This window comes from Streptomyces sp. SAT1, from assembly GCF_001654495.1.
Lineage (GTDB): Bacteria > Actinomycetota > Actinomycetes > Streptomycetales > Streptomycetaceae > Streptomyces > Streptomyces andamanensis.
In genome coordinates this window covers 6,988,618-7,014,010 of record NZ_CP015849.1, presented here as the reverse complement: position 1 = coordinate 7,014,010, position 25,393 = coordinate 6,988,618, and the positions used below count along the sequence as shown (strand labels likewise).

Sequence of the window (25,393 nt, the reverse complement as noted above, 5' to 3'; positions counted from 1 at the left end):
GAACGAGGGCCGTTCTCGACCGAGCGGCGGCCACCCGAGGACCCGATTGATGACCGCCCCCTCCCCGCACGGCGAGCGATCCGCCGTCCGTACTCTCGTGCCCCTTCCCGCCGCCACCGCGCTCGTGTGCGCCGCCGTGGTCGCGGGCGCGGTCCCGGCGGCGCCCGCCTCGGTGCGCACGCCCCTGGCCTGGGGGGCGGGGCTCGCGTCCGTCGTCCTGGTGGCCGCCGTGTTCTGGGCGGTACGCGCCGGCCGGACCGCCCGTGCCCTGCGGCGCCGGCTGCACACGGTCACCCAGGACGCCGAGCGCCTGGCCCAGGAGCGGCACCGCACCGCCGAGGAGGCGCAGCGGGAGCGGCAGCACCTGATCGACGAACTGAGCCGGCAGCGTGCCGAGTTCGCCGAGTCCCTCGCGCACGAGCGGGTCCGCGCCGAGGAGGGCGCCGCCCGCGAGACCGAACGGCTGACGCAGGACAACGCCCGGCTCACCGGTGAGCTGGAGCGGGCGCACCGGGCCCGGGACGCGGCGATCTCCGCGACCTCCAACGCGGCCGGCCGTATGCAGGCGCTCACCACCGCCATGCTCGCCGACCTGCGGGCCATGGAGGAGCGCCACTCGGACGAGGACGTCCTCGCCGATCTGCTGCACCTGGACCACCGCACGGCGCAGGCGGGCCGTCTGGCCGACTCGGTCGCCGTGCTGACCGGCGCGCGTTCGGGGCGGCGCTGGGCGCGGCCCATCGCCATGGAGTCGATCCTGCGCGGCGCGATGGGGCGCATCAGCGCCTACCGCCGGGTGCGGGTGCACGCGGCCAGCGAGACCGCCGTCGCCGGGCACGCCGCCGAGGGTGTGATGCACGCGCTCGCCGAACTCCTCGACAACGCCGCCAACTTCTCCCCGCCCACCTCCGAGGTGCACGTCTACGTGGAGGAGGTGCCTGCGGGTGTCATCCTCTCCGTGGAGGACAGCGGCCTGGTGATGGGCGAGGTGCAGCTGCGCCGCGCCGAGCGGGCCGTCGCGGGCGACGTCTCGGAGCTGGGCGGTCTGACCGGTACCCGGCTCGGGCTCGCCGTCGTGGGGCGCCTGGCGCTCAAGTACGGCCTGAAGGTGTCCTTCCGGCCGTCCGCGCGAGGCGGCACGGGCGTGCTGATGCTGATCCCGCAGGACATCCTCACGAGCCCCGTCGCCTCCGTCGCGGCCCCCGCACGGCCCGCACCCGCACGGGACACCCCGCGCGCCGTGAGCACCGCGACCGCCGCGACCGCCGAGAGCGCCGCGGCAGGCGCGGACACCGACCGACCTGCGGCCCCGGACGACGCCCCGGTGCCGTCCTCCGCACCGGCCGCCGGGTCCTCCGTACCCGCCGCGTCCACCGCGCCCTCCGCCGCCGGTCCCGCGCCCGTGCACGAGAGCACGCCGGACGGCACGGACGGCGACACCGCCGAATGGCCCACCGCGCTGCCCAAGCGGCGCAGGGGCCGCACGCTCGCCGACGCCGAGCGGGCCCGGAACACGGCGCGGACCCCGGCGCCGCGCCCCACCGCCGCGGCCGAGGACGTCAAGACCCGCGCCGCCCGCTTCAGCAGCTTCCGCCAGGCCGTGCGCCCGGGAGCCGCCGACCACGCGGCGGCTCCCGGACCGGCCACCGGACCGCAGCCGGACGGGGGCGACGCCACCGCTCCCCCGGCGCCGGCCGACCTCCCCTCCCACCCCACCGCGCACCCGGAAGGCGACGCCACCTCATGACCGGCCAGACCACCGCCGACGACCAGCTCACCTGGCTCCTGGAGGGCCTGTTGGAGCGGACCCCGGGCGCGCGGCACGCGCTCGTGCTGTCCCGTGACGGACTGAAGCTGTGCCGCACCCCGGAGCTGACGGTCGACCAGGCCGACCAGCTCGCCGCCATCGCCGCCGGCATCCAGTCGCTCTCGCACGGCGCGTCCGCCGAGTTCGGCGACGGCACCGGCGGGGTGCGCTCGGCGATGACCGAGTTCTACGGCGGGGTGCTGTTCATCGTCGAGGCCGGCCAGGGCGCCCATCTGGCGGTCGTCACCACCGAGGACGCGGACGCCGGCCTCGTCGGGCACAACATGAGCGAACTGGTGGAGCAGCTCGGCGAGTATCTGACGGCCCAGCCCCGTACGTCATGAGCAGGCCCGGCAGGGACGACGCCCCGGACCGTCTCTACACCATCACCGGCGGGCGCACCAGCTCCGGCCCGGACAACCCGTTCGACCTGGTCACCCTGGTCGTCGCGGAGTCCGAGCCGGCGCCCGGGATGCAGTCGGAGCACACCGCGATCCTGCGGCTGGCCGCGTTCCCCACGGCCGTGGTGGAGATCGCCGCCGAGCTGCGGCTGCCCGTGAGCATCACGAAGGTGCTGCTGTGCGACCTGCTGGCGGCGGGCCGTGTCAGCGCCCGCCATCCGCGCACGTCCGCCGTTCTCGACCCCGACATCCTGGAGCAGGTGCTCGTTGGACTCCGCAACCTCTGACGCCCGCACCCCGTTGGGTGCTTCCGCCGACAACGGTCTGAAGATCGTCGTCGTGGGCGGTTTCGGCGTCGGCAAGACCACCCTGGTCCGTTCCGTCAGCGAGATCCGTCCCCTCAACACCGAGGAGACGATGACGCAGGCGGGCGAGGCGATCGACGACGTCAGCGGGGTGCGCGGCAAGTCCGCGACGACCGTCGCCTTCGACTTCGGCCGCATCACCCTGGACGCGCACAATGTGCTGTACCTGTTCGGCGCCCCCGGCCAGGAGCGGTTCTGGTTCCTGTGGGACCGGCTGTTCTCCGGCACGCTCGGCGCGGTCGTCCTCGTCGACACCCGCCGCATCGGCGACTCCTGGTACGCCATCGACCGTCTGGAGCACCACGGCACGCCGTTCATCGTGGCGTGCAACGACTTCGGCGGCCCGGCCCACTCGCACGCGGCGATCCGCGACGCGCTCGACCTGGATCCGCGGGTGCCGCTGGTGGACTGCGACGCCCGCGCCCGGGAGTCCAGCAAGCAGGTGCTGATCACCCTGGTGCAGCACCTCAAGGACCACTACGCCGGACGGGCCGCGCCGACGGCCCCGGCCCGACAGGAGTTCGTGTGATCCCCGACGCCGTTCCGCTCAGCGGCCCCCGGTTCCAGACCGAACCCGCCGTCCTGTACCGGGAGATGCGGCGCGACCACGGTGCCGTCACCCCGGTGCTGCTCGACGGGGACGTACCGGCGTGGCTGGTGCTGGGCTACCGCGAGCTGCACCAGGTGACCGGCGATCCGGTGCTGTTCAGCCGGGACTCCGAGCTGTGGAACCAGTGGGAGAACATCCCCGCCGACTGGCCGCTGCTGCCGATGATCGGCCACCGGCAGCCGTCGATCCTGTACACGGTCGGCGAGCGGCACCGCGAGCGCGCCGCGATGATCAGCAACGCCCTGGAGGCGGTGGAGCCGGCCGAACTGCGCCGGCACGCCGAGCGGTTCGCCGACGAGCTGATCGACGCGGTGTGCGCCGAGGGCACCGCCGACCTGGTCGCCGACTACGCGATGCTGCTGCCGGTGCGGGTCCTCGCCCGGCTGTACGGGTTCTCCGACGAGGAGGGCCCGGCCCTGGTGACCGCGCTCAACGACATGATCGACGGCCGGGAGCGCGCCATCGCGGGGCAGACGCATCTGGCGCGTTCCATGGCGCAGCTGCTCGCCGAGCGCCGCGAGCGGCCCGCGGACGACGTGGCCTCGCGGATGCTGGCCGACACCGGCGGCTTCACCGAGGAGGAGGTCGCCCAGGACCTGATGGTGATGCTGGCGGCCGGCCACCAGCCGACCGCCGACTGGATCGGCAACTCGCTGCGCCTGATGCTGACCGACGAGCGGTTCGCCGCCTCGCTGTTCGGCGGGCGCAACAGCGTCGCCGAGGCCATGAACGAGGTGCTGTGGGAGGACACGCCCACGCAGAACGTGGCCGGGCGCTGGGCCGCCCGCGACACCCAGCTCGGCGGGCGGCGCATCCGCGCCGGCGATCTGCTGCTGCTCGGTCTCCAGGGCGCCAACTCCGACCCCCAGGTGCGCACCCACGGCTCGGCGCTGACCGGCGGCAACAACGCGCACTTCTCCTTCGGTCACGGTGAGCACCGCTGTCCGTTCCCCGCGCAGGAGGTCGCCGAGGTGATCGCGCGCACGGGCATCGAGGTGGTGCTGGACCGGCTGCCGGACATCGATCTGGCACAGAGCGCGGACTCCCTGACGCGCCGGCCCTCGCCCTGGCTGCGGGGGCTGACGGAACTGCCCGTGCGGTTCACCCCGACCCCTGCCCTGAAAGGCACGTCACGATGACGACCGGCACCGAAGAGACGACGACCGACGGCACGCGCATCGCCCTGGATCCCTTCGTCACCGACCTGGACGGCGAGAGCGCCCGGCTGCGCGCGGCCGGGCCGCTGGCGGCCGTGGAGCTGCCGGGCGGTGTCCCGGTGTGGGCCGTCACCCGGCACGCCGAGGCGCGGGCCCTGCTGACCGATCCCCGGCTGGTGAAGGACATCGAGGTGTGGGGGGCCTGGCGGCGCGGGGAGATCCCGGCCGACTGGCCGCTGATCGGCCTGGCCAACCCGGGCCGTTCGATGCTCACGGTGGACGGCGCCGAGCACCGCAGGCTGCGCACGCTGGTGGCGCAGGCGCTGACCCCGCGCCGGGTGGAGCGGATGCGCGGGCGCATCGAACAGCTCACCCGGGAGCTGCTGGACGCCCTCCCCGCCGACGGCGGGAGCGTCGACCTGAAGGCGGCCTTCGCCTATCCGCTGCCGATGTACGTCGTCGCGGACCTGATGGGCATCGAGACGGACCGGCTGCCCCGGCTGAAGGTGCTGTTCGAGAAGTTCTTCTCCACCCAGACGCCGCCCGACGAGGTCGTCGCCACGCTGACCGAGCTGGCGCAGATCATGGGCGGGACGGTAGCCGCCAAGCGGGCCGCGCCGGGCGACGACCTGACCAGCGCGCTCGTGCTGGCCTCCGAGGACGGCGACACCCTGACCGACGCGGAGATCGTCTCCACCCTCCAGCTGATGGTGGCCGCGGGGCACGAGACGACGATCTCGCTGATCGTGAACGCGGTGGTCAACCTGTCCACGCACCCCGAGCAGCGTGCGCTGGTGCTGTCCGGCGCGGTCGGCTGGCCGGCGGTGATCGAGGAGACCCTGCGCTGGTCCACGCCCACCTCGCACGTGCTGATCCGGTTCGCCACCGAGGACGTCCCGGTCGGCGACAAGGTGATCCCGGCCGGGGACGCGCTGATCGTCTCCTACGGTGCGATAGGCCGCGACGAGCGGGCGCACGGCCCGAGCGCGGGCGACTTCGACATCACCCGCGAGGTGGGCGCCGGCCGGCACATCTCCTTCGGGCACGGCCCGCACGTGTGCCCGGGGGCGGCGCTGTCCCGGCTGGAGGCGGGGGTGGCGCTGCCCGCGCTGTACGCCCGCTTCCCGCGCCTGGACCTCGCGGTGCCGGCCGCCGAGCTGCGCCACAAGCCGGTGGTGACCCAGAACGACCTGTTCGAGCTGCCGGTCCTGCTGGAGCCGTAGGACGCCGCGAACCGGGGAGCAGGCCCCCGCCGGGACACCGGACGGGGGCCTGTGCGCGGGAGCGTTGGGCAGGCCTTGCACCTGCATCTCCCCGCGGGAAGCGGGGTGTCTTTCCTTGGACCACCAACGCGGGGCCGGACGCCGGGAGTTCGGCGGCCCGCTCGCTTCCCACCGTAGCCGGGCCGCGCGGCGGGCGCCCGGTGGGGGCCGGGCGGTGTCACCCGGACGCCCGGACGTCCCAGCTCACCGACCGACCGGTCCTGCCGGTCCCGCCGGTCCCGCCGGTCCAGCCGGGACGCCGGGGCGGTGTCGTCGGGGGCACGGGAGCGACGTACGGTGCGGAACAGGGCCGCCCGCCGCACGGCGCGGGCCGCCGCCACCGCACCGAGGAGGTCACCGCATGGACCGGATGCTCGCCGCCCGCCTGCACGTGCCGAGCCGCACCCTGCGGATGGAGGAGGTGCCCCGGCCCCGGCCCGCCGCGGGCGAGGTGCTGGTGAAGGTGGAGGCGGCGGGGGTGTGCCTGTCCGACGTGCATCTGATCGACGGCACCCTCACGCCCGCGCTGCTGCCGGGCGACACCGTCACCCTCGGCCACGAGGTGGCCGGGACCGTCCACGAGGCGGGCGAGGACGTCACCCGCTGGTCGCCGGGGCAGCGGGTGGTGCTGCACGCCGGTGAGAGCCGCGACGGCGTCACCTGGACGCGCGGTGTCGACTACGACGGCGGCTGGGCGCAGTACGCGCTGTCCTCGGCGGACGCGCTGACCGCGCTGCCGGACACCATCCCCTTCGAGCAGGGCGCGATCATCCCCGACGCCGTCTCGACGCCGTGGGGCGCCATCACCGGCACCGGGGCGGTCCGGCCCGCCGAGGCGGTCGGCGTGTGGGGCGCGGGCGGCCTGGGCGTGCACGCGGTGCAGTTGCTGCGCGCGGTCGGCGCCTGCCCGGTGATCGCCGTCGACCCCAGCCCCGTCGCCCGCGAACGCGCCCTCGCCGCCGGGGCCGACCTCGCGCTGGATCCGGCCGACCCCGGACTGAACGCACAGGTGCGCACGGCCACCGGCGGGGCGGGCCTCGCGGCGGCCTTCGACTTCGCCGGGGTGCCGGCCGTCCGCGAGCAGGCGCTGTCCGTCCTCGCGCCCCGGGGGCGGCTCGTCCTGGTCGGGCTCACCGACCGGCCGCTCAGTGTCACCGACGGCACCCGGTTCAGCTATCTCCAGCAGCAGATCCTCGGCCACTACGGTTCCGACATGACGGTGGCCCTGCCGCAGCTGCTGCGTCTGGTCCAGGGCGGCCGGGTGGACTTCTCCGCGTCGGTGAGCGGGGTGCTGCCGCTGGCCGAGGCCGGGCGCGCGGTCGAGATGCTGGCGAAGAAGGAGGGCGACCCGGTGCGGCTCATCCTGCGCCCCTGACGGTCCGCCCGGCGGGAGCGCGGCCGGTCAGCGGTGGCAGGACCCGGGTCAGGGCGTGTGCGCCGGCCGCGCTCCGCAGGGCGGGGGCCAGGTCCCGGGCGGCGTCCGGGGCGGTCGGTACGGGGCCCGGGTCGCCGGGCGCCGCCGCGTTGCCCTCGGCCGCGGGCGCGGGCAGGACCGGGCCCAGCAGGAGCCCGCCTCCCAGCGCCAGGACCGCCACCACTTGCCGCCCGCCGATGCGTCCGACGTGACCGGACAAACGCCACCTCCCTGAGTGTGCCGGGCGGTGCGCCCGGCACACGGAGGCTGGCAGAGACCGGGAGCCCGCGCCCGTGTGTCGGGGACGGCTCCCCCGGACGGAGGACACAGCAGGTCAGGAGAGTGCGCCCGGCCCCTTCTTGGTGTAGGCGCACTCGGTGTAGACGTACCCGGGCCGGAGCTCGGCCGTGTCGGACGCGGGCGACGCGGTGCTGCCGCCGCGCGGCTTGTGCAGGAAGTACGTCGTGCCGGGCGGCAGCGAGATCGTGCGCTGCGGGTAGTCCTTGCCGCTGTCGCCGCACGGGTGGAAGCCGCCCAGCGCCAGGGTGGCGCCGAAGCTGTAGGCGGAGCAGCTGCCGCAGGCCCTGACGGTGACGCTGCCGGTGACCGGGCCGGTGTACAGGACCTCGATGTCGTCCGGGCTGTCGTTCTTGATGGTGACCTGGATGCTGCCGCCGGAGTCCGTCGTGGGCAGCTTCTTGCCGGCGGCGGGCACCGTCTGCGCTATCTCCGCCGCGATGGCGATCTTCTGCGCGCGGGCGCGGTTCGCGTCGTGCGGGTGGTCGCGGACGAACTTGTTCATGCTGGTCAGGGCGGAGTCGAAGGAACCGTCCCGGTACTGGTGCACACCGCAGGGGTAGGTGCCGGAGGCGGCGCCCCGGTCGGCGCGGTCGGCGTCCTTGTCCAAGGCGGCGGCCAGGGCCGGGGCGGTGCTCGCGACGGTGCGGATCTGCGCGCCGAGGCCGCTCAGGCGGCTGACGGCGGCGCACGGGTCGTCGCCGCCGACGTCCTTGGCCGCCTTGTCCACGGCGGACTTGACGGCGGGCTCGGCCTCGGCGGCCTGCGCCGACCCGGAGAAGGTGGTGAGCAGTTCGCCGAAGTGCCCCGTCCAGCCGGTCTGTCCACCGCTCAGCTCGTTCGCCCCGCAGCCGTACAGGGCGTCGGCCAGCCTGCTGTCCGGCCAGGTGGCCAGCGTGCCCAGGTCCTGCTCGCGCATGCTCTGCGGGACCGTGCGCAGGAACTCCAGCGGGGTGATGGCCTCGCAGTACTTCTGCTGCGCGTAGGCGGCTGCGACGGTGCGGTAGTAGACGGCCATCCGGTCCGGGAGGCGGTGCGCCGCCCGGGAGCCGGGGTGCCGGTGCCCGAGGTCGGCGTAGACGCCCAGCGCGTCGCGGAATCCGGGCTGTGCGGTGGCGAAGGGCTGGTTCGCGCGGGCCTTGACGAGGTCGTCGGCGTGCTGGAGCCGGTCCAGGAGCATCTGCTCGGTGGCCTCGTCGCGGGCGTTGCCGTACAGCACGCCGCCGCCGGTCGGCACGGCCAGCAGCACCAGGCCGAGGAGGGCGGCCACGGGCGCGCTGCCGGGCCAGGACAGCCGGGAGCGCAGGCCCGCCACGGCGCCGTGCGCGGCGGCGGCCCCCAGGACCACCGCGTAGCCGGCGAGGACCCCCGCCGGGACGCCGTCGGGGTCTGCCGGGAGCGCGACGACGAGCAGCACCGCGGTCGCGGCCCAGCACGCCGCCGCCCACACCCAGCGGCGCAGCAGCGCGTAGCCGAGGCCGAGGCCGGTGAGGTTGAGCAGGGCGACGGCGAGCGCGCGCAGGGCGTCGGGCGCCACGGGCGGCGCGGGCGGTGGGCCCGGCGGTCTCGGCGGCATCGGTGGCACCACGAATCCGTCGGCCGGTCCCGGAACGTCCCCGGACATGTCGACTCCCCCCTGTCACGCCTGTCACGATCGGTTCCCGCAGGTCGGCGGTGTGCCAGTGTACGGGGCAACTCCCCTGCTCCGACACCGAGTTGGGTACCCCGCCACCGCTTCCCGCCACCGCGCGGCGGCGCGCTCCCACGCGTACGCCGGCGGAGTGCGGCGCGCCCGGCCCTCCCATGCGCCCGGCGCATGATTTCGTGGAACTTCAGGCATTGGACGCATGTGTCCGTCCTGATCGACCCTGGGAGGGATCCACCGCACCCGTACCGAGGAGCCGACCGGTCCATGAAGGCGCCGTACCGCCTGCCGTTCACCCCGCTGCCGCTCGCCGCGGCGGCCCGGGGGGCCGTCGCGCTCGCCGTGCCGCTGCTGGCGGGGGTGGCGACCGGGCAGGTGGCCCTCGCGGTGCTCGCGGGCATCGGCGCCCTGTGGGGCGTGGGCCAGGACGGCGACGACCCCTACCGGCAGCGGGTCCTGCGGCTGGGCTGCACGGGCGGCTGCGCCGCCCTCGGCCTGCTCGCCGGGGAACTCGCGCTGCGCTCCGCGCGTCCGGGCGCGGTGACCTGCTGCCTGGTCGCCGCTGCCCTGGTCGCCGGTGCCGTCAGCCTGCGCGGGCGGCTCGCCTCGGTGTCCGGTCTGCATCTGCTGCTCGGGGTGACCGTGGGCGGCGGCATCCCGGTGCCGGGGCCCTGGTGGCAGGCGCCGCCGGCCCTGCTCAGCGGCGTCGCCCTGGTCGCCCTGCTGTCCGCCACGCCGTGGCTGTGGCGGCGCCACGCCATCGAGCGGGCGGCCGTCCGCGCCGTGTACCGGGCCGCGTCCGGGGCCCTGGCCGCGGCGGGCGGCCCGGACGCCGAAGCCGCGCGGCGGCGGCTCACCGCCGCCCTCGACCACGCGCACCGGGTGCTGGACCGCCACCTGACCGGCCGCCGGCGCCCCGGGAAGGAGCCGGACGCCCTGCGCACCGCCTTCCACACGGCCGTCCGGCTGGGCGAGGTGACATCGGCCCTGGTGTGGGAGGGGCGCGAGCTGCCCCGGTGCGTGAGCCGGGTGCCGCTGCTGATGGCGGCCCGGCTGCTGCCGGAGCCGGGCCGCGGCCCCGCCTCCGCGACGGCTGCCGCCGGCCCGGCGGGGTCCGCGCACCCGGCGGGCGTGCCCTGCGCCGGGAGCGGCTCGCCCGCCCTGCGCGCGCTCACCGCGCTGTACACCTCCTGCGGTCCGGACCGCCCGCGGGACACCACCCCGCGGCTCCCTGCCTCCCCCTGGCACGGGCGGGCGGCACAGGTCCGCTACACCGTGCTGCTCGCGGGCTGTGTGCTCGCCGCCCAGCTGTGCGCGGTGCTGCTGCACGGCCCGCGCGGCTACTGGCTGCCGATGACGGTCGCCTTCGTCTACAAGCCCGACTTCGGTCCGGTGTTCCGCCGCGCCCTGCACCGCTGCGCCGGGACCGTCGCCGGGGTGGCCGCCATCGGCGCGGTGACCCTGCTGACGACCGGGACGTACGCCCTGATCGGCGCCGTGGCGGCGTTCGCCGCGGTCATGGCCGTCGGGGTGCGCCACCACTACGCGCTCGCCACGACCGGTCTGACGGCGATCGTCTTCGTCCTCGTCGACCTGCTGGGCGACCACCGGGAGCTGTCCTGGGCGCGCATCCTGGACACGGCGCTGGCCGCGGCCATCGTGCTGGTCGCGCACTTCGCGCTGTGGCCCCACTCGGCGCGGGGCCGGGCCGCGGCCCGGACGAGGGCCGCCGTGTCGGCCGCCCACCGCTACCGGGACCTGCCGGCCGGTGCCCCGGCCGCCGAGCGGTACGCGCTGCGCCGCACCGCCTACCACCGGCTCGCGGAGGCCCGCCGTGCGGTCCTGGACGCCCGGCGGGAGCCGGGCCGGACCGCTCGCGAGGTGGCCGGCCTCCTGGACGCGGAGGAGGAGGCCATCGCCGCCGCCGAGCGGCTGTGCGACGCCGTCGGCGCACGCCACGTGGGGTCCGCTCCGACCGCGTACGCGCCCGGCGCCGTCCGCTGCACCGCGGCGGGTGCGATGGGAGGATGAGCGCGATGGATCTCCAGGTGCTGCGTGCGTTCCGGGCGGTGGCCGAGGGTCTGACGGTGACCGAGGCCGCCGCCGACGCGCGCGTCACCCAGCCGGCGCTGTCACGGGCGCTGCACCGGCTGGAGGAGGAGATCGGCGCGGAACTGCTCCAACGGGTGGGCCGGGTGCTGCGGCCGACCCCGGCCGGGCGGGTGTTCAAGGAGTACGTCGACGCCGCCCTGGACGCCTACGACCGGGGGCGGCGGGCCGTGGCCGAGGTGGTCGACCCGGCGGCGGGCGTGGTGTCGCTGGCCTTTCTGCACACCCTGGGCACCTGGCTGGTGCCCCGGCTCGTCACCGGGTTCCGCGAGGAGTTCCCGCAGGCCCGCTTCGAGCTGCGCCAGCACGAGGAGAACGGCCTGATCCAGCATCTGCTGGAGGCCACGGCGGATCTGGTCATCACCAGCGGGGACCCGGGGCACCCGCTGATCACCTGGCGGCGGCTGCTGGTCGAACCGCTCTGGCTCGCCGTCCCGCGCGGCCACCGGCTCGCCCGGCGCAGCCGGGTCCGGCTGGCCGAGGTCGCCCAGGAGCCCTTCATCCTCCTCAGACCGGGCTACGGGCTGCGCAGCGTCACCGAGACCCTGTGCCGCCAGGCCGGTTTCTCCCCGCGCGTCGGCTTCGAGGGCGAGGAGGTGCACACCCTGCGCGGCCTGGTCGCGGCCGGTCTCGGGGTGTCCCTGATCCCGTCGTCGCCGGACGCTGCGGGGACCTCGGGCTTCCCGATCCGCTATCTGGAGATCACCGATGTGCACGGGGCGCGTGACATCGGCATCGCCCGGCTCACCGGCCGTACGCTGCCGCCGGTGGCGCGGCGCTTCCTCGACCACGCGGTCCGCTCGGCGGCCGTCCGGGCCGCGGATCCGGGGTGACGGCGCCGTGGCCCGGGGCCGGTGCCCGGCGCGATGAAATGCGCGCGGCGCCTTCTCGCAGCAGGCTGGTGGTCTGGTCGAACCCGTCGGGAGTCCCAGTGAACAGGCCGCCTGAGTGCCGTTGCGCGGAGAGCCGCCCCGAGCCGCGGTGCGCCGCCGTGCGCCCGTGCGGTCCCGCCGCGCCCTCGCGGGCCCCGGCACGGCGCGGCGGGGGCGAGCGGTGAGGCGCCCGTGCCGACGGAGCGAGCAGGCCAGGGCGCGCGCGGCGCGCAGGAAGGCCGAGCGGCCCCGGGTGCCCGCGCCGCCGCTGTGGCTGCGCTGGCTGCCGGTCGGGTATCTGGCGGCCGTGCTCGCCATCGAGCCGGTCACGCCGGTGGACTGGCCGGTGAGCTTCCTGCTGATCGCGCTGCCGCTGGTCGCCGCGTACGCCTACGGCCCGGCGGCGGTGGCCGCCGTCACCGTCTTCGCGATGGTGTTCGAGGGCGTGCTGGCGGGTACCCCGTGCTGCGCGGGCCGGTCCGTGGGCTACCTCTGGGACCGCCACTACGTGGCCAACTACGTCTGCACCACTCTGGTGGGCGTGCTCGGGACGATCCTCGCGGTGCACCGGATGCGCCGCGAGCGCACGCTGGCCACGGTGCGTTCGGTGGCGGAGACCGCGCAGCGGGTGTTACTGCGCCCGGTCCCCCGGCGGCTCGGCCAGGTCTCCGTGGAGACGCTCTATCTCTCCGCGGCGGCCGAGGCCCGTATCGGCGGCGATCTGTACGAGGCGGTGCCGACCGCGTTCGGGGTACGGCTGCTGGTCGGCGACGTACGGGGCAAGGGGCTGGTCGCCGTGGAGACGGCCGCGACCATGCTGGGCGCCTTCCGGGAGGCCGCCCACGACGAGCCGGACCTGCGGGGCGTGGCCCGCCGCATGGAGCGGAGCATGAGCCGCCATGCCGCGCAGCTGCCCGGGGGCGAGGCCGCGGAGCGGTTCGTGACGGCGGTGTTCGCGGAGATCCCGGAGCACGAGCCGGTCGTCCGCATCGTCAACTGCGGCCATCCGCCGCCGCTGATCATCAAGGAGGGCGGGGTCGCCGAGCTGCACGCCTCGGACCCCTCGCCGCCCATCAACCTCGGTGTGCTGATCGGCGACGGCTACCAGCTGGACGTCGAGCCGTTCCGGCCCGGGGACCAGCTGCTGCTGTACACCGACGGGGTCACCGAGACACGCGATCCCGACGGGGTCTTCTATCCGCTGGCCGACCGTGTCGCGCCCTGGGTGGGCCTCGCGCCCCGCGAACTCCTCGACCGGCTGCACGAGGATCTGCTCGTCTACAGCGGCGGGCACCTCGACGACGACATCGCCGCGCTCGCCGCGTACCGGCTGCCGGGCGACAGCCGCCTGTGAGCGGCCCCGCCGCCGGTCCTCCGTACTCCCGCGGACTCCCGCGGAACTCCCCCGGGGCTCCCTCGTACGCGCCGCGCGCCCGTGCGTCAGCCGCCGCCGCGGTGCCCCTCGGGCGCGCCGCCGCCCGGGTCGGTGCCGGCGGACCGCGGCGCGCGCCGTCCCGAGCGGTCGCGGCGGGCCAGGGCGCGCTGGGCCCGGGACAGTCCGGGCGGGAGCCGGCGGCGCAGGGCGGCACGGGCCGCGTTGGCGCCCGGGGCGCCGTGGACGCCGCCGCCGGGGTGGGCGCCGGCGGAGGCCAGGTAGAGGCCGGCGACCGGGGTCTCGGGGCGTCCGGTGCCGGGCACCGGACGGAACACGAGCTGCTGGTGCAGGGCGGTGGTGCCGCCGTTGATGGCGCCGGTGTCGAGGTTGGCGTCGAGGGCCTGGAGGGTGGGCGGGGCGAGGATCCGGCGGGCCCGGACGGTGGCGCGGAAGCCGGGTGCGAAGCGTTCCACCTGCCGTTCGACCCGGTCGGCCATGATCTCCTGTTCCCGGAGGTCCCAGGTGCCGGTGAGGCCCTCGTCCCCCGCGTCGCCGGTGATCTCGCGCGGGACGTGCGTGTAGGCCCAGGCCGACTCGGTGCCGTACGGCGAGCGGGTGGCGTCGGCGGTCGTCATCTGGCCGAACAGCGCGAACGGCCGGTCGGGGACCTGGCGCAGGGCGATCTGGGCGGCGAACCGGGTGAGTTCGTCGAGGCCGTCGGCGAGGTGGACGGTGCCCGCGCCCGCGGCACGGTCCGTCGCCCACGGGACGGGCCGGTCCAGCGCCCAGTCCACCTTGAAAGTGGCGAAGTCCCACTGGAAGCGGCGCAGGTCGGCGAGGAGCTGGGCGGGCAGGTGCGCGGCGTCGACGAGGGTGCCGTACAGGGCGGGCACGGACACGTCCGCGAGCACGGCGCGGCGGGCCGCCACCGCCTCACCGCCCGCGGTGCGCACGCCGACGGCACGTCCGCCGCGCACCACGACCCGCTCGACCCGCTCACCGCAGCGCAGGACGCCGCCCCGGTCGCGCAGCCGCCGGGCCAGCGCCCCGGACAGGGCACCCGCACCGCCGACCGGCACGGGGAAGCCGTGGCTCTGTCCGAGCATGGACATCAGCCAGCCGAACCCGCCGCTCCCGGCGGACTCGGGGGCGAGGTCGGCGTGCAGGGCGTTGCCGGCCAGCAGCAGCCTGCCGCCCTCACCGCCGAACTCCTCCTCCCCCATCCGGCGCACCGGCAGCAGCAGCGTGCGGGCCAGTCGCAGCCCGCCCGCCCCGCGCACCCGGGCGGCCAGCCGGGCGCCCGCCCTGACCGGCGGGAACGGGGCGAACAGGGCGTCCATCAGATCGGGTCCGAGGCGCTGCCAGACGGCGTACAGGCTCCGCCAGGCGTCCCCGTCCCCGGCGGCGAACGCGTCCAGCGAGGCGGCGGTGGTGTCGACGGCGCGGTCCAGGACGGCGCAGCGGCCGTCGGTGAGGGGGTGCGCGAGGACGTGCGGCGCGTGGCTCCAGCGCAGGCCGTGGTCCTGGAGGCGCAGCCGGGCCAGTACGGGCGAGGCGGCGGCCAGCGGGTAGAAGGAGCTGAAGAGGTCGTTGACGAAGGCGGGGTCGACGCCCCGGTCGTGCCGCACGGCTCCGCCGGGTCCGGGCTGCTCCTCCAGGACCTCCACGCTCCAGCCGGCGTCGGCGAGCACGTTGGCCGCCACCAGGCCGTTGGGGCCCGCTCCGATCACCACGGCGTCAGGCACGGCCGCCGCCCTGTCCGCCGGGCGCCCCGGCCGGGTGCGGCGCGGCGCTCCGGGGGCGGTCGCCGTCGGCCTCGCAGACCTTGGCGAGGCGGGCGAGCATGGCGCGGTGCCGGAGCTGGATCAGCGATTCGACGCCCATGTTGTGCACGGCTCCGCCCGCGCCCTGGAGGGGGTGCTCGTCCACGATCACCAGGGTGTGCTCGCCCCAGGGCCGCACCTCGACGGCGATGCGGGCGGTGCCCAGGAAGCCAGCGTCGGCCTCCAGTTCGAGGAGCGCCCCCTCCTCGCAGTTGCGCACGGTGGTCTGGTTGGTGAGCCGCAGCGGCCCCAGCCGGACCTGGTACTCGATGGCGGAGCCGACCTGCGGCCAGCGGCCGCGCACGGGGGCGGACCGTGCCGTGCCCACCACCCATTCGGCGTACCGGGTGCCGTCGGCGAGCACGGCCCACACGACCTCGGGAGCGGTCCTGATCAGACGGTGACGTACGGCCACGCGAGCCTCCGCAGTTCGCCGGGTCGATGTCGGGCGTTCGGTCCGCCGAGTGCCCCGGGCCGTCCGCGTCAACCGTCCCCCGCCGCCGGGCCGCCCGGCTGTCCGCTGCCGGGCGCGTCCGGGCCGGGCGCGGGGGTGTCCGGCCGCCTGTGCGGCTCTGCGCCGCCGGGTCCCGGGGGCAGCGCGAGGTGGGTGAGGTCGCCGGGCGGCGGGGTGGTCACGGGCCACAGCGGTGCCGGTGTCCCGTCGGCGACCGCGGCCGGGGCGTCGGTGAGGTTCATCCGGTCGCGCAACCGGCCGTAGAAGTCCATCGGGCCCAGCCGTACGGCGCGCAGCCGGCGCGGGGCGGCGTAGACGCCGATCCAGTCCCCCGGGTCGAGCACGCCGCGCAGTTGCCCGTCGATGCTGACGGCGGCCTGCCCGGACCGGTCCAGCACGCGCAGCGCCACGGGTTCGTCGGGCGCGGCCACCACCGAGCGGTTGAACGCCATGTGCGGGGCGACGGGCGTGAAGACCAGGGCGTCCGCGCGCGGGGAGACGACCGGGCCGCCGGCGGCGAAGCTGTACGCCGTGGAGCCGGTGGGGGTGGCGACGAGCAGCGCGTCGGCGGAGTAGGACGCCAGGAGCCGGCCGGCGATGTAGACGCCGACGGAGACCTGCCGGTCGCGGGCGAGTTTCTCCACGACGATGTCGTTGAGGGCGGTGACGTTCAGGGCGATGCCCCAGTCGCCGCCGGACTCGCAGTCGGTGCGCACCCGGGGCGGGGGCAGCATGGGGCGGCGGCCGTAGCGCATCAGCTCGCCGATGCCCGCGGGCACCCGGAGGCGGCGGGAGGCCCGCAGGGTGAGCAGCATGCGGCTCTCCACGGTGAGCCGGTCCTCGACGACGGCGTCCAGGGCGGTGCGGACGAAGGCGGCGGGGACCTCGGTGAGGAAGCCGACCCGGCCGAGGTCGACGCCGAGGACCAGGGCGTCGTGCTCGGCGGCGAGCCGGGCGCCGCGCAGGAAGGTGCCGTCGCCGCCCAGGGTGACGATGAGGTCGGGGTCGCCGGCGGCCTCCACCTCCTCGTCGGCGTCGCGCCGTCCGCCGTCGTGCCAGACGTCGATGTCGGTGCACCGCACGGCGCGTTCGTCGCACCACGCGTGCACGGTCTCCTCGGCGGCCTGGGCCTCGGGGCGTCCGCCGTGGACGACCAGGCCGATGCGCTGCACTGTCACAGCTCGGCCGGGTTCCCGCGCGGCGGGTCCGGCAGCGGCGGATCCAGGTAAAGAAATCGTATGGTCCAGTCCAAAGAATCATTTGGTCCAGACCAATCCATTGACGTGCCCGCAACAGCCTCAGGAAGCTGGGGCGCGACTTCCCCACCACCTCCCCTTCCCCCTGGAGGCACAGTGAGACGCCTTCGCGCATGTCTGGGCGCGACCGCCGCCGTCGGGCTCGCCGCCCTCGGCACCACCGCCCTCGTCGCGGGCAACGCCTCGGGCGCACCGAGCGCGCAGGACGCGCTGAGCAACCGCTGGTACGCCGCGGCCCCGTACCTCATGCCGCTGGACAACGATCCGCCGGACGCGGGCGCCATCATGGACGCCACCGGTCTCAAGGCGTTCCAGCTCGCCTTCGTCCTCGCCCCCAACGGCGGCGGCTGCTCCCCCACCTGGGACGGCACCGCCCCGGTCTCCTCGGACACCGCCGTCAAGTCGGTGATCGACTCCATCCGCGCCAAGGGCGGCGACGTCTCCGTCTCCATCGGCGGCTACGGCGGCACCAAGCTCGGCCAGGCCTGCTCGGACCCGGCGGCCACGGCGGCGGCCTACCAGCAGGTCGTCACCAAGTACGGGCTGCACGCCATCGACTTCGACCTGGAGGAGCCGGAGTACGAGAACACGGCGGCCATCCACAACGAGATCGGCGCCGCCAAGATCCTCCAGCAGAACAACCCGGGCCTGTACGTCTCCGTCACCACCGCGGGCACCGCCGACGGCACCGGCTGGTTCGGCAAGCAGATGCTGCTGGAGGCGAAGTCGCAGGGGTTCACCCCGAACAACTTCTCCATCATGCCCTTCGACGGCGGCTTCAACGGCGCGGCCTCGCAGACCGCCGCGCTGACCAAGTTCAACCAGGTGCTCCAGTCCACGTTCGGCTGGGACGAGGCGACCGCCTACGCCCACGAGGGCTTCTCCGGCATGAACGGCCGCAGCGACACCGGGGAGATGTTCCCGCAGGCCGACTTCCAGACGGTGCTGGACTACGCGACCGGCCACCACATGGACCGCTTCACCTTCTGGTCCCTCAACCGCGACCGCCAGTGCTCGCCGCCCGACAACGGCGGCCGGACGTCCGGCACCTGCTCCAGCGTGCCGCAGAACTCCTGGGACTTCGCGAAGTACTCGGTGAAGTTCGCCGGGGCGACGCCGCCCACCACCCCGCCCACCACGCCGCCGACCACGCCGCCCACCTCGCCGCCGCCGGGCACCGGCTGCAAGACGGCCTGGAACGCGACCACCGCCTACACCGGCGGCAGCGAGGTCTCCTACAACCAGCACAACTGGAAGGCCAAGTGGTGGACGCAGAACGAGACGCCCGGGGCCTCCCAGTGGGGGGCGTGGCAGGACGAGGGCGCCTGCTGACGCTCTGAACCCCCCGGCGACGGCCGGGCGTGGCGCGGAAACCCGCCGCCGCGCCCGGCCGTTCCTCGTGCCCGGCCGTTCCTCGTGCGCCGAACCGCGGGCGGCTCAGGTCGTCTTGGCGACCGTCAGCAGGACCGCCGCGTCCTCGGCCGCCTCCAGGCTGTGCCGGGCCGGGGGCACGATGAGCAGGTCGCCCGCCATGCCGTCCCAGGAGGCGTCGCCGCTGCGCAGCCGGACCCGGCCGCGCAGCACCAGCACGGTCGCCTCCCCCGGGTTCTCGTGCTCGGCCAGGACCGTGCCGGCGCGCAGGGTGACCAGCGTCTGCCGCAGCACGTGCTCATGGCCGCCGTAGACGGTCTGCGCACTGCGGCCCGTGGAGGACCGCGCCGCCCGTTCCAGGTGCTCGCGGGTGCGGGCGTCGAGGGAGATCTTCTGCATGGCGCTCCTCCGAACGGTGAGGGTGCCGGCGGCTGTTCAGTAGCGGACGCCGATGCGGCGCCAGCGGCGTCCGCCGGTGCCCGGCTCCGCCGGACGGGTCGGGACTCGGCGCCGGTAGAGGACGTAGGGACGCCACAGATACCACAGCGGGATGCTCCAGGCGTGCACCAGCCGGGTGAAGGGCCACACCGCGAGGATCGCCCAGGCGGCGGTGGCGTGCACCCGGTAGATCAGCGGGGCGTGCGCGATGGCCGCGACGTCGGGGTCGCCCGCGAACAGCCCGCGGAACCACAGCGCCACGCTGCGCCGGTAGTCGTAGCCCGCGCCGAACAGGTTGATGCCCAGCGTCGGGATGATCCCGAGCACGATCACGACCGCCAGCAGCACCAGCGCCACCCAGTCGACCGGGCTGGTGGCGGCGCGCACCCGGGGCACGGTGGTGCGGCGCAGGGCGAGCACCGCGACTCCGGCGATCACCGCGAGCGCGGCGACGGTGCCGCCGATCGAGGAGAACCAGCGGTAGACGTCCTCGGGGACGCCCAGCCACCGGGTGAAGGACTCCGGAACCAGGATGCCCAGCACATGTCCCGCCACGGCCGCGAAGGTCCCGTAGTGGAAGAGCGGGCCGCCCCACTTGAGCAGGCGGTGCTCCTGGAGCTGGGTGGAGCGGCTGGTCCAGCCGAACTGGTCGTAGCGCCAGCGCCAGACATGGCCGACGACGAAGGTGACGAGGGCGAGGTAGGGCAGGATGACCCACCACCACAGGTCCCAGGAGTTCATCGGCTCTCTCCGGTCGGCAGGGGTTCGGGGGCGGGGTGCGGCGCGCGGGGCTCCGGGGAGTGACCTGCTGCGGCCAGGTACTCGGGCGGGGCGAAGGGCTCCAGGCCCACCTCCTCGCCGGGCGGGCCCTCGGCGGCCCGGCGCCGCCAGTCGGCCAGCGTGCGGCGGCCCGGCCGGGGCAGCCGCCCGCACACCGCGTCCAGCACGGGCGTGTACGGGTCGCCGCGCTCGGCGAGCGCCCCGCGCAGCAGTTCGAGGCCGGCCTGGCACTGGAGGAGGACGCGGTGGCCCGGCTCGGGGGCGAGCGCCGCGAACTCCAGCATCAGCGGCAGGAAGTCGGGCAGTTCCCTCTCGGGCGGGTCCTGCCCCGCCCGGCGGTAGGCGTGCTTGAGGGCCAGCAGTGCCATGCCCCGGGCGCGGGTGTCGCCGTGCCGGTAGTACGTCAGGTGCAGGCTCCGGCTGCGCGTGTGGTCGAAGGTGGCCACGTAGCGGGCGGCGGCCTCGGTCGGCGCCAGGGCGCGCAGATGCGTGGCGACGGCCGCCAGCCGGGCCCGGTCGGCGGGGTCGGCGACGGCCGGGAGGACGGCACACACGTCGTCGAGGCGGGCGAGCACCGCCGGGTCCGGGTAGCGCAGCAGGACGCTCGCGAGGCGGTGCACGAGCGGGGTGCCGACGGCGGCCCGGCGCCCGGACAGGCGGGGGCTCACGAGGCGTCCGGGGTGCCGAAGAGCCCCGGCGCGGGGCCGTCGCCGTTCCAGCCGAGCAGGTTGAAGCGCACCTGCCCGTCGCTGTCGCGGAAGTGGCCGCCGCCGCCCGGCGCGGCGAGTCCGGGCAGCGCGGGCGGCGGCAGCGGGCCGAGCGGGTCGTCGTCCGCCGCCCGGTCGCCCACGCCGCCGGGCCGGTCGAGGGAGCAGTGCTGGGCCATCAGCGCCCCGGAGTCCTCGGCGTGCGCCTTGGGCACCACATAGCGTTCGTCGTACTTGGCGACGGCGAGCAGCCGGTACAGGTCCTCCAGGTCGGCGGCGCTCGCGCCGGCCCGCTCCAGCAGCGCGGCGGAGGTGGGGTCGCCGAGCTGCCGGGCGCGCATGTGGGCGCGCAGCGCGGTCAGTTTGCGCAGTACGCCCTCGACGACGGTGGTGTCCCCGGCGGTGAAGAGGTTCGCCAGGTACTCGACGGGGATGCGCAGCTCGTCGATGGCGGCGAAGATCCGGTCGGGATCGTCGTCGTGGTGGCCGGTGGTGTGCACGGCGTCGGCGACCGGCGAGAGCGGCGGGACGTACCAGACCATGGGCAGGGTGCGGTACTCCGGGTGCAGGGGCAGCGCCACCCGGTGCCGTTTGACCAGGTCGTACACCGGGGAGCGCCGGGCGGCCTCGATCCAGTCGGGGGCCACGCCGTCGCGTGCGGCGGCCTCCCGCACCCAGGGTTCGTCCGGGTCCAGGAAGACCGACAGCTGGGCCTCGTAGAGATCCTTCTCGTCCGGCACGGAGGCGGCGTGCAGGACGGCGTCGGCGTCGTAGAGCAGGACGCCGAGGTGGCGCAGCCGGCCCACGCAGGTCTCGGAGCAGATGGTGGGCTGCCCGGCCTCGATGCGCGGGTAGCAGAAGGTGCACTTCTCGGCCTTGCCGGTGCGGTGGTTGAAGTAGACCTTCTTGTACGGGCAGCCGGAGACGCACATCCGCCAGCCGCGGCAGCGGTCCTCGTCGACCAGGACGATGCCGTCCTCCTCCCGCTTGTACATCGCGCCCGAGGGGCAGGAGGCGACGCAGGACGGGTTGAGGCAGTGCTCGCAGATGCGCGGCAGATAGAACATGAAGGTGTGCTCGAACTCAAGACGCACCCGTTCGCCCAGGTCCTTCAGGTTGGGATCCGAGCGGGCGTGGTCCTGCGCCCCGGCGAGGTCGTCGTCCCAGTTGGGGCCGTGCACGGGCCGCATGTCGCGGCCGGTCAGCTGGGACTTGGGGCGGGCGCTGGTGAAGCGGTCGGAGAGCGGGGCGGTGGTCAGGCTGCGGTAGTCGTAGGTCCACGGCTCGTAGAAGTCGTCCAGCGCGGGCAGTTCGGGGTTGTAGAAGAGGGTGAGCAGCTTGCGCACCCGGCCGCCGGAGCGCAGCCGCAGCCTGCCGCGCCGGTTCAGGGTCCAGCCGCCCTTCCAGCGGTCCTGGTCCTCGTAGCGGCGCGGGTAGCCGGTGCCCGGCTTGGTCTCCACGTTGTTGAACCAGACGTACTCGGTGCCCGGCCGGTTGGTCCAGGTCTGCTTGCACGTCACCGAACAGGTGTGGCAGCCGATGCACTTGTCGAGGTTCATCACCATCGCCACCTGGGCCATGACCTTCACCGGAAGTCGACCTCCTGCGCGCGGCGGCGGATGACGGTGAACTCGTCCCGCTGGTTGCCGGTGGGACCGATGTAGTTGAAGGCGTAGGTGAACTGCGCGTAGCCGCCGATCAGATGGGTGGGTTTGATCAGCAGCCGGGTCAGGGAGTTGTCGCCGCCGCCGAGCAGTCCGGAGGTCTCGGTGCGCGGGACGTTCAGATGGCGGTCCATGGTGTGGTGCATGTAGACGGTGCCCTCGGGCATGCGGTGGGTGACCACGGCGCGGCAGGCGACGACGCCGTTGCGGTTGTAGGACTCGATCCAGTCGTTGTCGGCGACGCCGATCTTCTCCGCGTCCAGGGGGCTCATCCAGATCACCGGCCCGCCGCGGAACAGGGTGAGCATGAGCAGGTTCTCCTGGTACTCGGAGTGGATGGACCACTTCGAGTGCGGGGTGAGGTAGCGCACCACGAGTTCGGGGTGTCCCGCCGGATGTCTGCGCGGGTCGCCGAACTGGGCGAGCAGGTTCAGCGGGGGCCGGTAGACGGGCAGTTGCTCACCGAACTCGGCCATCCAGTCGTGGTCGAGGAAGAAGTGCTGACGGCCCGTCAGGGTGTGCCAGGGCGTGAGGCGTTCGACGTTGACGGTGAAGGGCGAGTAGCGGCGGCCGCCGGACTCGGTGCCGGACCACTCGGCGGAGGTGATGACCGCGCGGGGCTGGGTCCGGGTGTCCTCGAAGGTGATGCGGTCGCCGGAGCGCTCCTCGGCCAGGTCGGCGAGCGGCACGCCGGTCTTCTCCTCCAGGGCGCGCAGCGACTGCATCGCCACCCGGCCGTTGGTGGTGCCGGACAGCGCGAGCAGCGCCTCGCAGAACTGGTCGTCGCGGGCGATGGAGGGCCGCCCGTCGGCGACGCCGCCGCGCACGGTGCCGTTGCGCGAGCGCAGGTCGTCGATCTCCGGTCCGGGTTTCCAGGTGATGCCCTTGGTGGAGGTGCCGAGGGTGTCGAGCAGCGGCCCGACGGCGGCCATCTTCTCGGCGACCTTGGTGTAGTCGCGTTCGACGACGGTCAGCCGCGGCATGGTCCGGCCGGGCACGGGCTCGCACTCGCCGGCCCTCCAGTCGCGCACCCGCCCGTGCGGCTGGGCCAGTTCGTCGGGGGTGTCGTGGGCGAGCGGGGAGGCGATGACGTCCCGGCGCACGCCGAGGTGGGCGGCTGCGAGCCGGGAGAACTCGGCGGCCAGCGCGTGGAAGACGTCGAAGTCGCTGCGGGCCTCCCAGGGCGGTGCGATCGCCGGGTTGAAGGCGTGCACGAAGGGATGCATGTCGGTGGAGGACAGGTCGTACTTCTCGTACCAGGTGGCGGCCGGGAGCACCACGTCGGAGAACAGGCAGGTGCTGGTCATCCGGAAGTCGACGGCCACCGACAGGTCGAGCTTGCCGACCGGTGCCTGATCGCGCCAGGTGACCTCCTCGGGGCGCAGGCCGGGCGGTGTCTCGGCGGCGGTCACGGCGTCGTCGGTGCCGAGCAGGTGGCGCAGCATGTACTCGTGGCCCTTCATCGAGGACGCGAAAAGATTCGCGCGCCAGATGAGCAGGACACGGGGGAAGTTGGCCGGGTCGTCGGGGTCCTCGGCGGCGAACCGCAGCCGCCCCGACCTCAGTTCGTCCACGACGTGGTCGGCGACCTCCTTGCCGGCGCGTTCGGCCTCGTCGCACAGGTCGAGCGGGTTGCGGCCGAACGCCGGGTGGGAGGGCATCCAGCCCAGGCGGGCGGCGAGCGCGTTGCAGTCGGGCAGCGTGCGGCCGGCGAGCCGGCCCCGGCCGAGCGGGCTGGTGAGCAGGTCGGCGGAGAACGCCTCGTAGCGCCACTGGTCGGTGGCCAGCCAGAAGAGCGGGGTGCCCGCCATGTGCCGGGTGGGCCGCTGCCAGTCCAGGCCGAAGGCGAGGTGCGACCAGCCGGTGAGCGGGCGGACCTTCTCCTGGCCGACGTAGTGCGCCCAGCCGCCGCCGTTGACGCCCTGGCAGCCGGTGAGCAGCAGCAGGGAGAGGAAGGAGCGGTAGATCTGGTCGGAGTGGAACCAGTGGTTGGTGCCCGCGCCCATGGCGATCATGGACCGGCCGCCGGTGCGTTCGGCGTTGCGGGCGAACTCGCGGGCGATCCGGGCCGCCGCCCGCGCCGGCACCGAGGTGATGGCCTCCTGCCAGGCGGGCGTGCAGGGCACGCTCGCGTCGTCGTAGCCGGTGGGCCAGGTGCCGGGCAGCCCGGGGCGGCCCACCGCGTACTGGGCGAGGACCAGGTCGTAGACGGTGGTGACGAGGTGGCCGCCGACGCGGGCCGCGGGCACGCCGCGGCGCACGGTGTCCTGCGCCCGGCCCGGTCCGGCGTCGAAGCGCGGCAGGTCCACCGCCACCGCCTCGCCGTCCGGCCGCCCGTACAGCGACAGCAGCGGGTCGGTGTCCTCCAGGCGGAGGTTCCAGCGGGGGCCGTCCTCGGGAGCGGTCCAGCGGAAGCCGAGCGAGCCGTTGGGCACGGCCGGCTCGCCGGTGCGGGCGTCCAGCAGCACGGTCTTGAACGCGGCGGCCTCCGCGCCCTCGTGGCCCGGCAGGTCGGCGGCGGTGAGGAACTTGTCCGGCACGTACACGCCCGGCATGCCCTCGCGTTCCCGCAGCCGCACCAGGAAGGGCAGGTCCGTGTAGGTCTTGGCGTACTCGGTGAAGCGCGGCACCGGCCGGTCGCGGTGGAACTCGGTGAGGATGACGTGGCCCATGGCCATGGCCAGCGCGCCGTCGGTGCCGGGGGCCGCCGCGAGCCATTCGTCGGCGAACTTGGTGTGGTCGCCGTAGTCCGGGGAGACCACGACCACCTTCTGGCCGCGGTAGCGGGCCTCGGTCATGAAGTGCGCGTCGGGGGTGCGGGTGATCGGCAGGTTGGTGCCCCACACGATCAGATAGCCGCAGTTCCACCAGTCCCCCGACTCCGGTACGTCCGTCTGGTCCCCGAAGACCTGCGGCGAGGCCATCGGCAGGTCGGCGTACCAGTCGTAGAAGGAGGAGATCGTCCCGCCGATCATCGACAGATAGCGGGTGCCCGCCGAGTACGAGGCCATGGACATCGCGGGGATCGGCGAGAAGCCGACGATGCGGTCGGGGCCGTACCGCTTGACCGTGTGCACCTGGGCGGCCGCCATCAGTTCGACGGCCTCCGGCCAGGTGCAGCGCACGAAGCCGCCCTTGCCGCGGGCCCGCTTGTAGACCGCGGTGCGCCCGGGGTCCGCGGTCAGCCACTCCCAGGCCGCCACCGGGTCGGCGGTGCGCGCCCTGGCCTCGCGCCACAGGTCCAGCAGCGGGCCGCGCACATAGGGATAGCGGATCCGGGTCGGCGAGTAGGTGTACCAGGAGAAGGCCGCGCCGCGCGGGCAGCCGCGCGGCTCGTACTCGGGCGAGTCGGGGCCCACGGAGGGGTAGTCGGTGGCCTGGGTCTCCCAGGTGATGATCCCGTCCTTGACGAACACCCGCCAGGAGCAGGAGCCCGTGCAGTTCACCCCGTGGGTGGAGCGCACCTCCCGGTCGTGGCGCCAGCGCTCCCGGTAGAACTCGTCGGCCCCCCGCCCGCCGTCCCGGTACAGGACCCGCCGGTCGGGCGACTGCTCCCCGGGGAAGAAGTACTGCGCCGAGCGCATCA

At 74.8% G+C, this 25,393-nt stretch carries 21 protein-coding genes; 11 read left to right on the top strand and 10 right to left on the bottom strand.

Annotated elements, in window-relative coordinates:
* Positions 1–49: 49 nt before the first annotated feature.
* From A8713_RS29925 to A8713_RS29895, 7 genes are all read left to right on the top strand, one after another.
* Positions 50–1,747, top strand: coding sequence for a sensor histidine kinase (locus A8713_RS29925; RefSeq protein ID WP_064536854.1), 1,698 nt, complete (start codon positions 50–52; stop codon positions 1,745–1,747).
* Positions 1,744–2,151, top strand: a complete 408-nt coding sequence (locus A8713_RS29920) for a roadblock/LC7 domain-containing protein (protein WP_018569908.1) — start codon at positions 1,744–1,746, stop codon at positions 2,149–2,151. Before A8713_RS29925 ends, A8713_RS29920 begins: the two co-directional genes overlap by 4 nt.
* On the top strand, positions 2,148–2,495 hold the full coding sequence (locus A8713_RS29915) for a DUF742 domain-containing protein (protein WP_064536853.1): 348 nt from the start codon (positions 2,148–2,150) through the stop codon (positions 2,493–2,495). Before A8713_RS29920 ends, A8713_RS29915 begins: the two co-directional genes overlap by 4 nt.
* Positions 2,476–3,102 (top strand): GTP-binding protein, encoded by a 627-nt coding sequence (locus A8713_RS29910; RefSeq protein ID WP_237305489.1) that lies wholly within the window; start codon positions 2,476–2,478, stop codon positions 3,100–3,102. The genes A8713_RS29915 and A8713_RS29910 overlap by 20 nt, the downstream gene beginning before the upstream one ends.
* Positions 3,099–4,322: a cytochrome P450 gene (locus A8713_RS29905; protein WP_064536851.1), complete on the top strand. Its 1,224-nt coding sequence runs from the start codon at positions 3,099–3,101 to the stop codon at positions 4,320–4,322. Before A8713_RS29910 ends, A8713_RS29905 begins: the two co-directional genes overlap by 4 nt.
* Positions 4,319–5,563: a cytochrome P450 family protein gene (locus A8713_RS29900; protein ID WP_064536850.1), complete on the top strand. Its 1,245-nt coding sequence runs from the start codon at positions 4,319–4,321 to the stop codon at positions 5,561–5,563. Before A8713_RS29905 ends, A8713_RS29900 begins: the two co-directional genes overlap by 4 nt.
* Positions 5,564–5,963: 400 nt before the next feature.
* On the top strand, positions 5,964–6,977 hold the full coding sequence (locus A8713_RS29895) for a zinc-binding dehydrogenase (RefSeq protein WP_064536849.1): 1,014 nt from the start codon (positions 5,964–5,966) through the stop codon (positions 6,975–6,977).
* Here the strand turns inward: A8713_RS29895 and A8713_RS29890 are convergent.
* Together A8713_RS29890 and A8713_RS29885 are read right to left on the bottom strand one after the other, a co-directional pair.
* Positions 6,961–7,236, bottom strand: a complete 276-nt coding sequence (locus A8713_RS29890; RefSeq protein ID WP_064536848.1) for a hypothetical protein — start codon at positions 7,234–7,236, stop codon at positions 6,961–6,963. The genes A8713_RS29895 and A8713_RS29890 overlap by 17 nt on opposite strands.
* Before the next feature lie 114 nt (positions 7,237–7,350).
* Positions 7,351–8,937, bottom strand: coding sequence for a hypothetical protein (locus A8713_RS29885; protein WP_173860929.1), 1,587 nt, complete (start codon positions 8,935–8,937; stop codon positions 7,351–7,353).
* A 288-nt stretch (positions 8,938–9,225) separates the two neighbouring features.
* Between A8713_RS29885 and A8713_RS34750 the strand changes: the two genes are divergently transcribed.
* The 3 genes from A8713_RS34750 (at position 9,226) to A8713_RS29870 (ending at position 13,293) form a co-directional block, all read left to right on the top strand.
* A complete protein-coding gene (locus tag A8713_RS34750; RefSeq protein WP_064536847.1) occupies positions 9,226–10,989 on the top strand; it encodes an FUSC family protein in 1,764 nt (587 codons plus the stop codon).
* Positions 10,986–11,900, top strand: a complete 915-nt coding sequence (locus tag A8713_RS29875; protein WP_237305488.1) for a LysR family transcriptional regulator — start codon at positions 10,986–10,988, stop codon at positions 11,898–11,900. The genes A8713_RS34750 and A8713_RS29875 overlap by 4 nt, the downstream gene beginning before the upstream one ends.
* 220 nt (positions 11,901–12,120) lie before the next feature.
* Entirely contained in the window at positions 12,121–13,293 is a 1,173-nt protein-coding gene (locus A8713_RS29870; RefSeq protein ID WP_237305487.1) for a PP2C family protein-serine/threonine phosphatase, read from the top strand.
* A gap of 86 nt (positions 13,294–13,379) precedes the next feature.
* Here A8713_RS29870 and A8713_RS29865 read toward each other — a convergent pair whose 3' ends face one another.
* The 3 genes from A8713_RS29865 to A8713_RS29855 form a co-directional block, all read right to left on the bottom strand.
* Entirely contained in the window at positions 13,380–15,059 is a 1,680-nt protein-coding gene (locus A8713_RS29865) for a phytoene desaturase family protein (protein WP_064536845.1), read from the bottom strand.
* Positions 15,052–15,552: an SRPBCC family protein gene (locus tag A8713_RS29860; protein ID WP_064536844.1), complete on the bottom strand. Its 501-nt coding sequence runs from the start codon at positions 15,550–15,552 to the stop codon at positions 15,052–15,054. The genes A8713_RS29865 and A8713_RS29860 overlap by 8 nt, the downstream gene beginning before the upstream one ends.
* A gap of 68 nt (positions 15,553–15,620) precedes the next feature.
* Positions 15,621–16,769, bottom strand: coding sequence for an NAD(+)/NADH kinase (locus tag A8713_RS29855; RefSeq protein WP_237305486.1), 1,149 nt, complete (start codon positions 16,767–16,769; stop codon positions 15,621–15,623).
* Between the two features lie 174 nt (positions 16,770–16,943).
* Between A8713_RS29855 and A8713_RS29850 the strand changes: the two genes are divergently transcribed.
* Positions 16,944–18,179, top strand: coding sequence for a carbohydrate-binding protein (locus tag A8713_RS29850; RefSeq protein WP_064536842.1), 1,236 nt, complete (start codon positions 16,944–16,946; stop codon positions 18,177–18,179).
* 105 nt (positions 18,180–18,284) lie between these two features.
* Here A8713_RS29850 and A8713_RS29845 read toward each other — a convergent pair whose 3' ends face one another.
* Genes A8713_RS29845 through A8713_RS29825 form a run of 5 tightly spaced genes read right to left on the bottom strand, consistent with a single transcriptional unit; the run spans position 18,285 to position 25,391 of the window.
* A complete protein-coding gene (locus A8713_RS29845; RefSeq protein WP_064536841.1) occupies positions 18,285–18,617 on the bottom strand; it encodes a cupin domain-containing protein in 333 nt (110 codons plus the stop codon).
* A 36-nt stretch (positions 18,618–18,653) separates the two neighbouring features.
* A complete protein-coding gene (gene narI / locus A8713_RS29840; RefSeq protein WP_064536840.1) occupies positions 18,654–19,397 on the bottom strand; it encodes a respiratory nitrate reductase subunit gamma in 744 nt (247 codons plus the stop codon).
* On the bottom strand, positions 19,394–20,104 hold the full coding sequence (narJ, locus tag A8713_RS29835; RefSeq protein WP_064536839.1) for a nitrate reductase molybdenum cofactor assembly chaperone: 711 nt from the start codon (positions 20,102–20,104) through the stop codon (positions 19,394–19,396). Before narJ ends, narI begins: the two co-directional genes overlap by 4 nt.
* A complete protein-coding gene (gene narH, locus A8713_RS29830; protein WP_064536838.1) occupies positions 20,101–21,732 on the bottom strand; it encodes a nitrate reductase subunit beta in 1,632 nt (543 codons plus the stop codon). The genes narJ and narH overlap by 4 nt, the downstream gene beginning before the upstream one ends.
* The gene (locus A8713_RS29825; RefSeq protein ID WP_064537801.1) at positions 21,729–25,391 is read right to left on the bottom strand and encodes a nitrate reductase subunit alpha; all 3,663 of its coding nucleotides are present in this window, start codon (positions 25,389–25,391) and stop codon (positions 21,729–21,731) included. The genes narH and A8713_RS29825 overlap by 4 nt, the downstream gene beginning before the upstream one ends.
* Between the last annotated feature and the right edge of the window lie 2 nt (positions 25,392–25,393).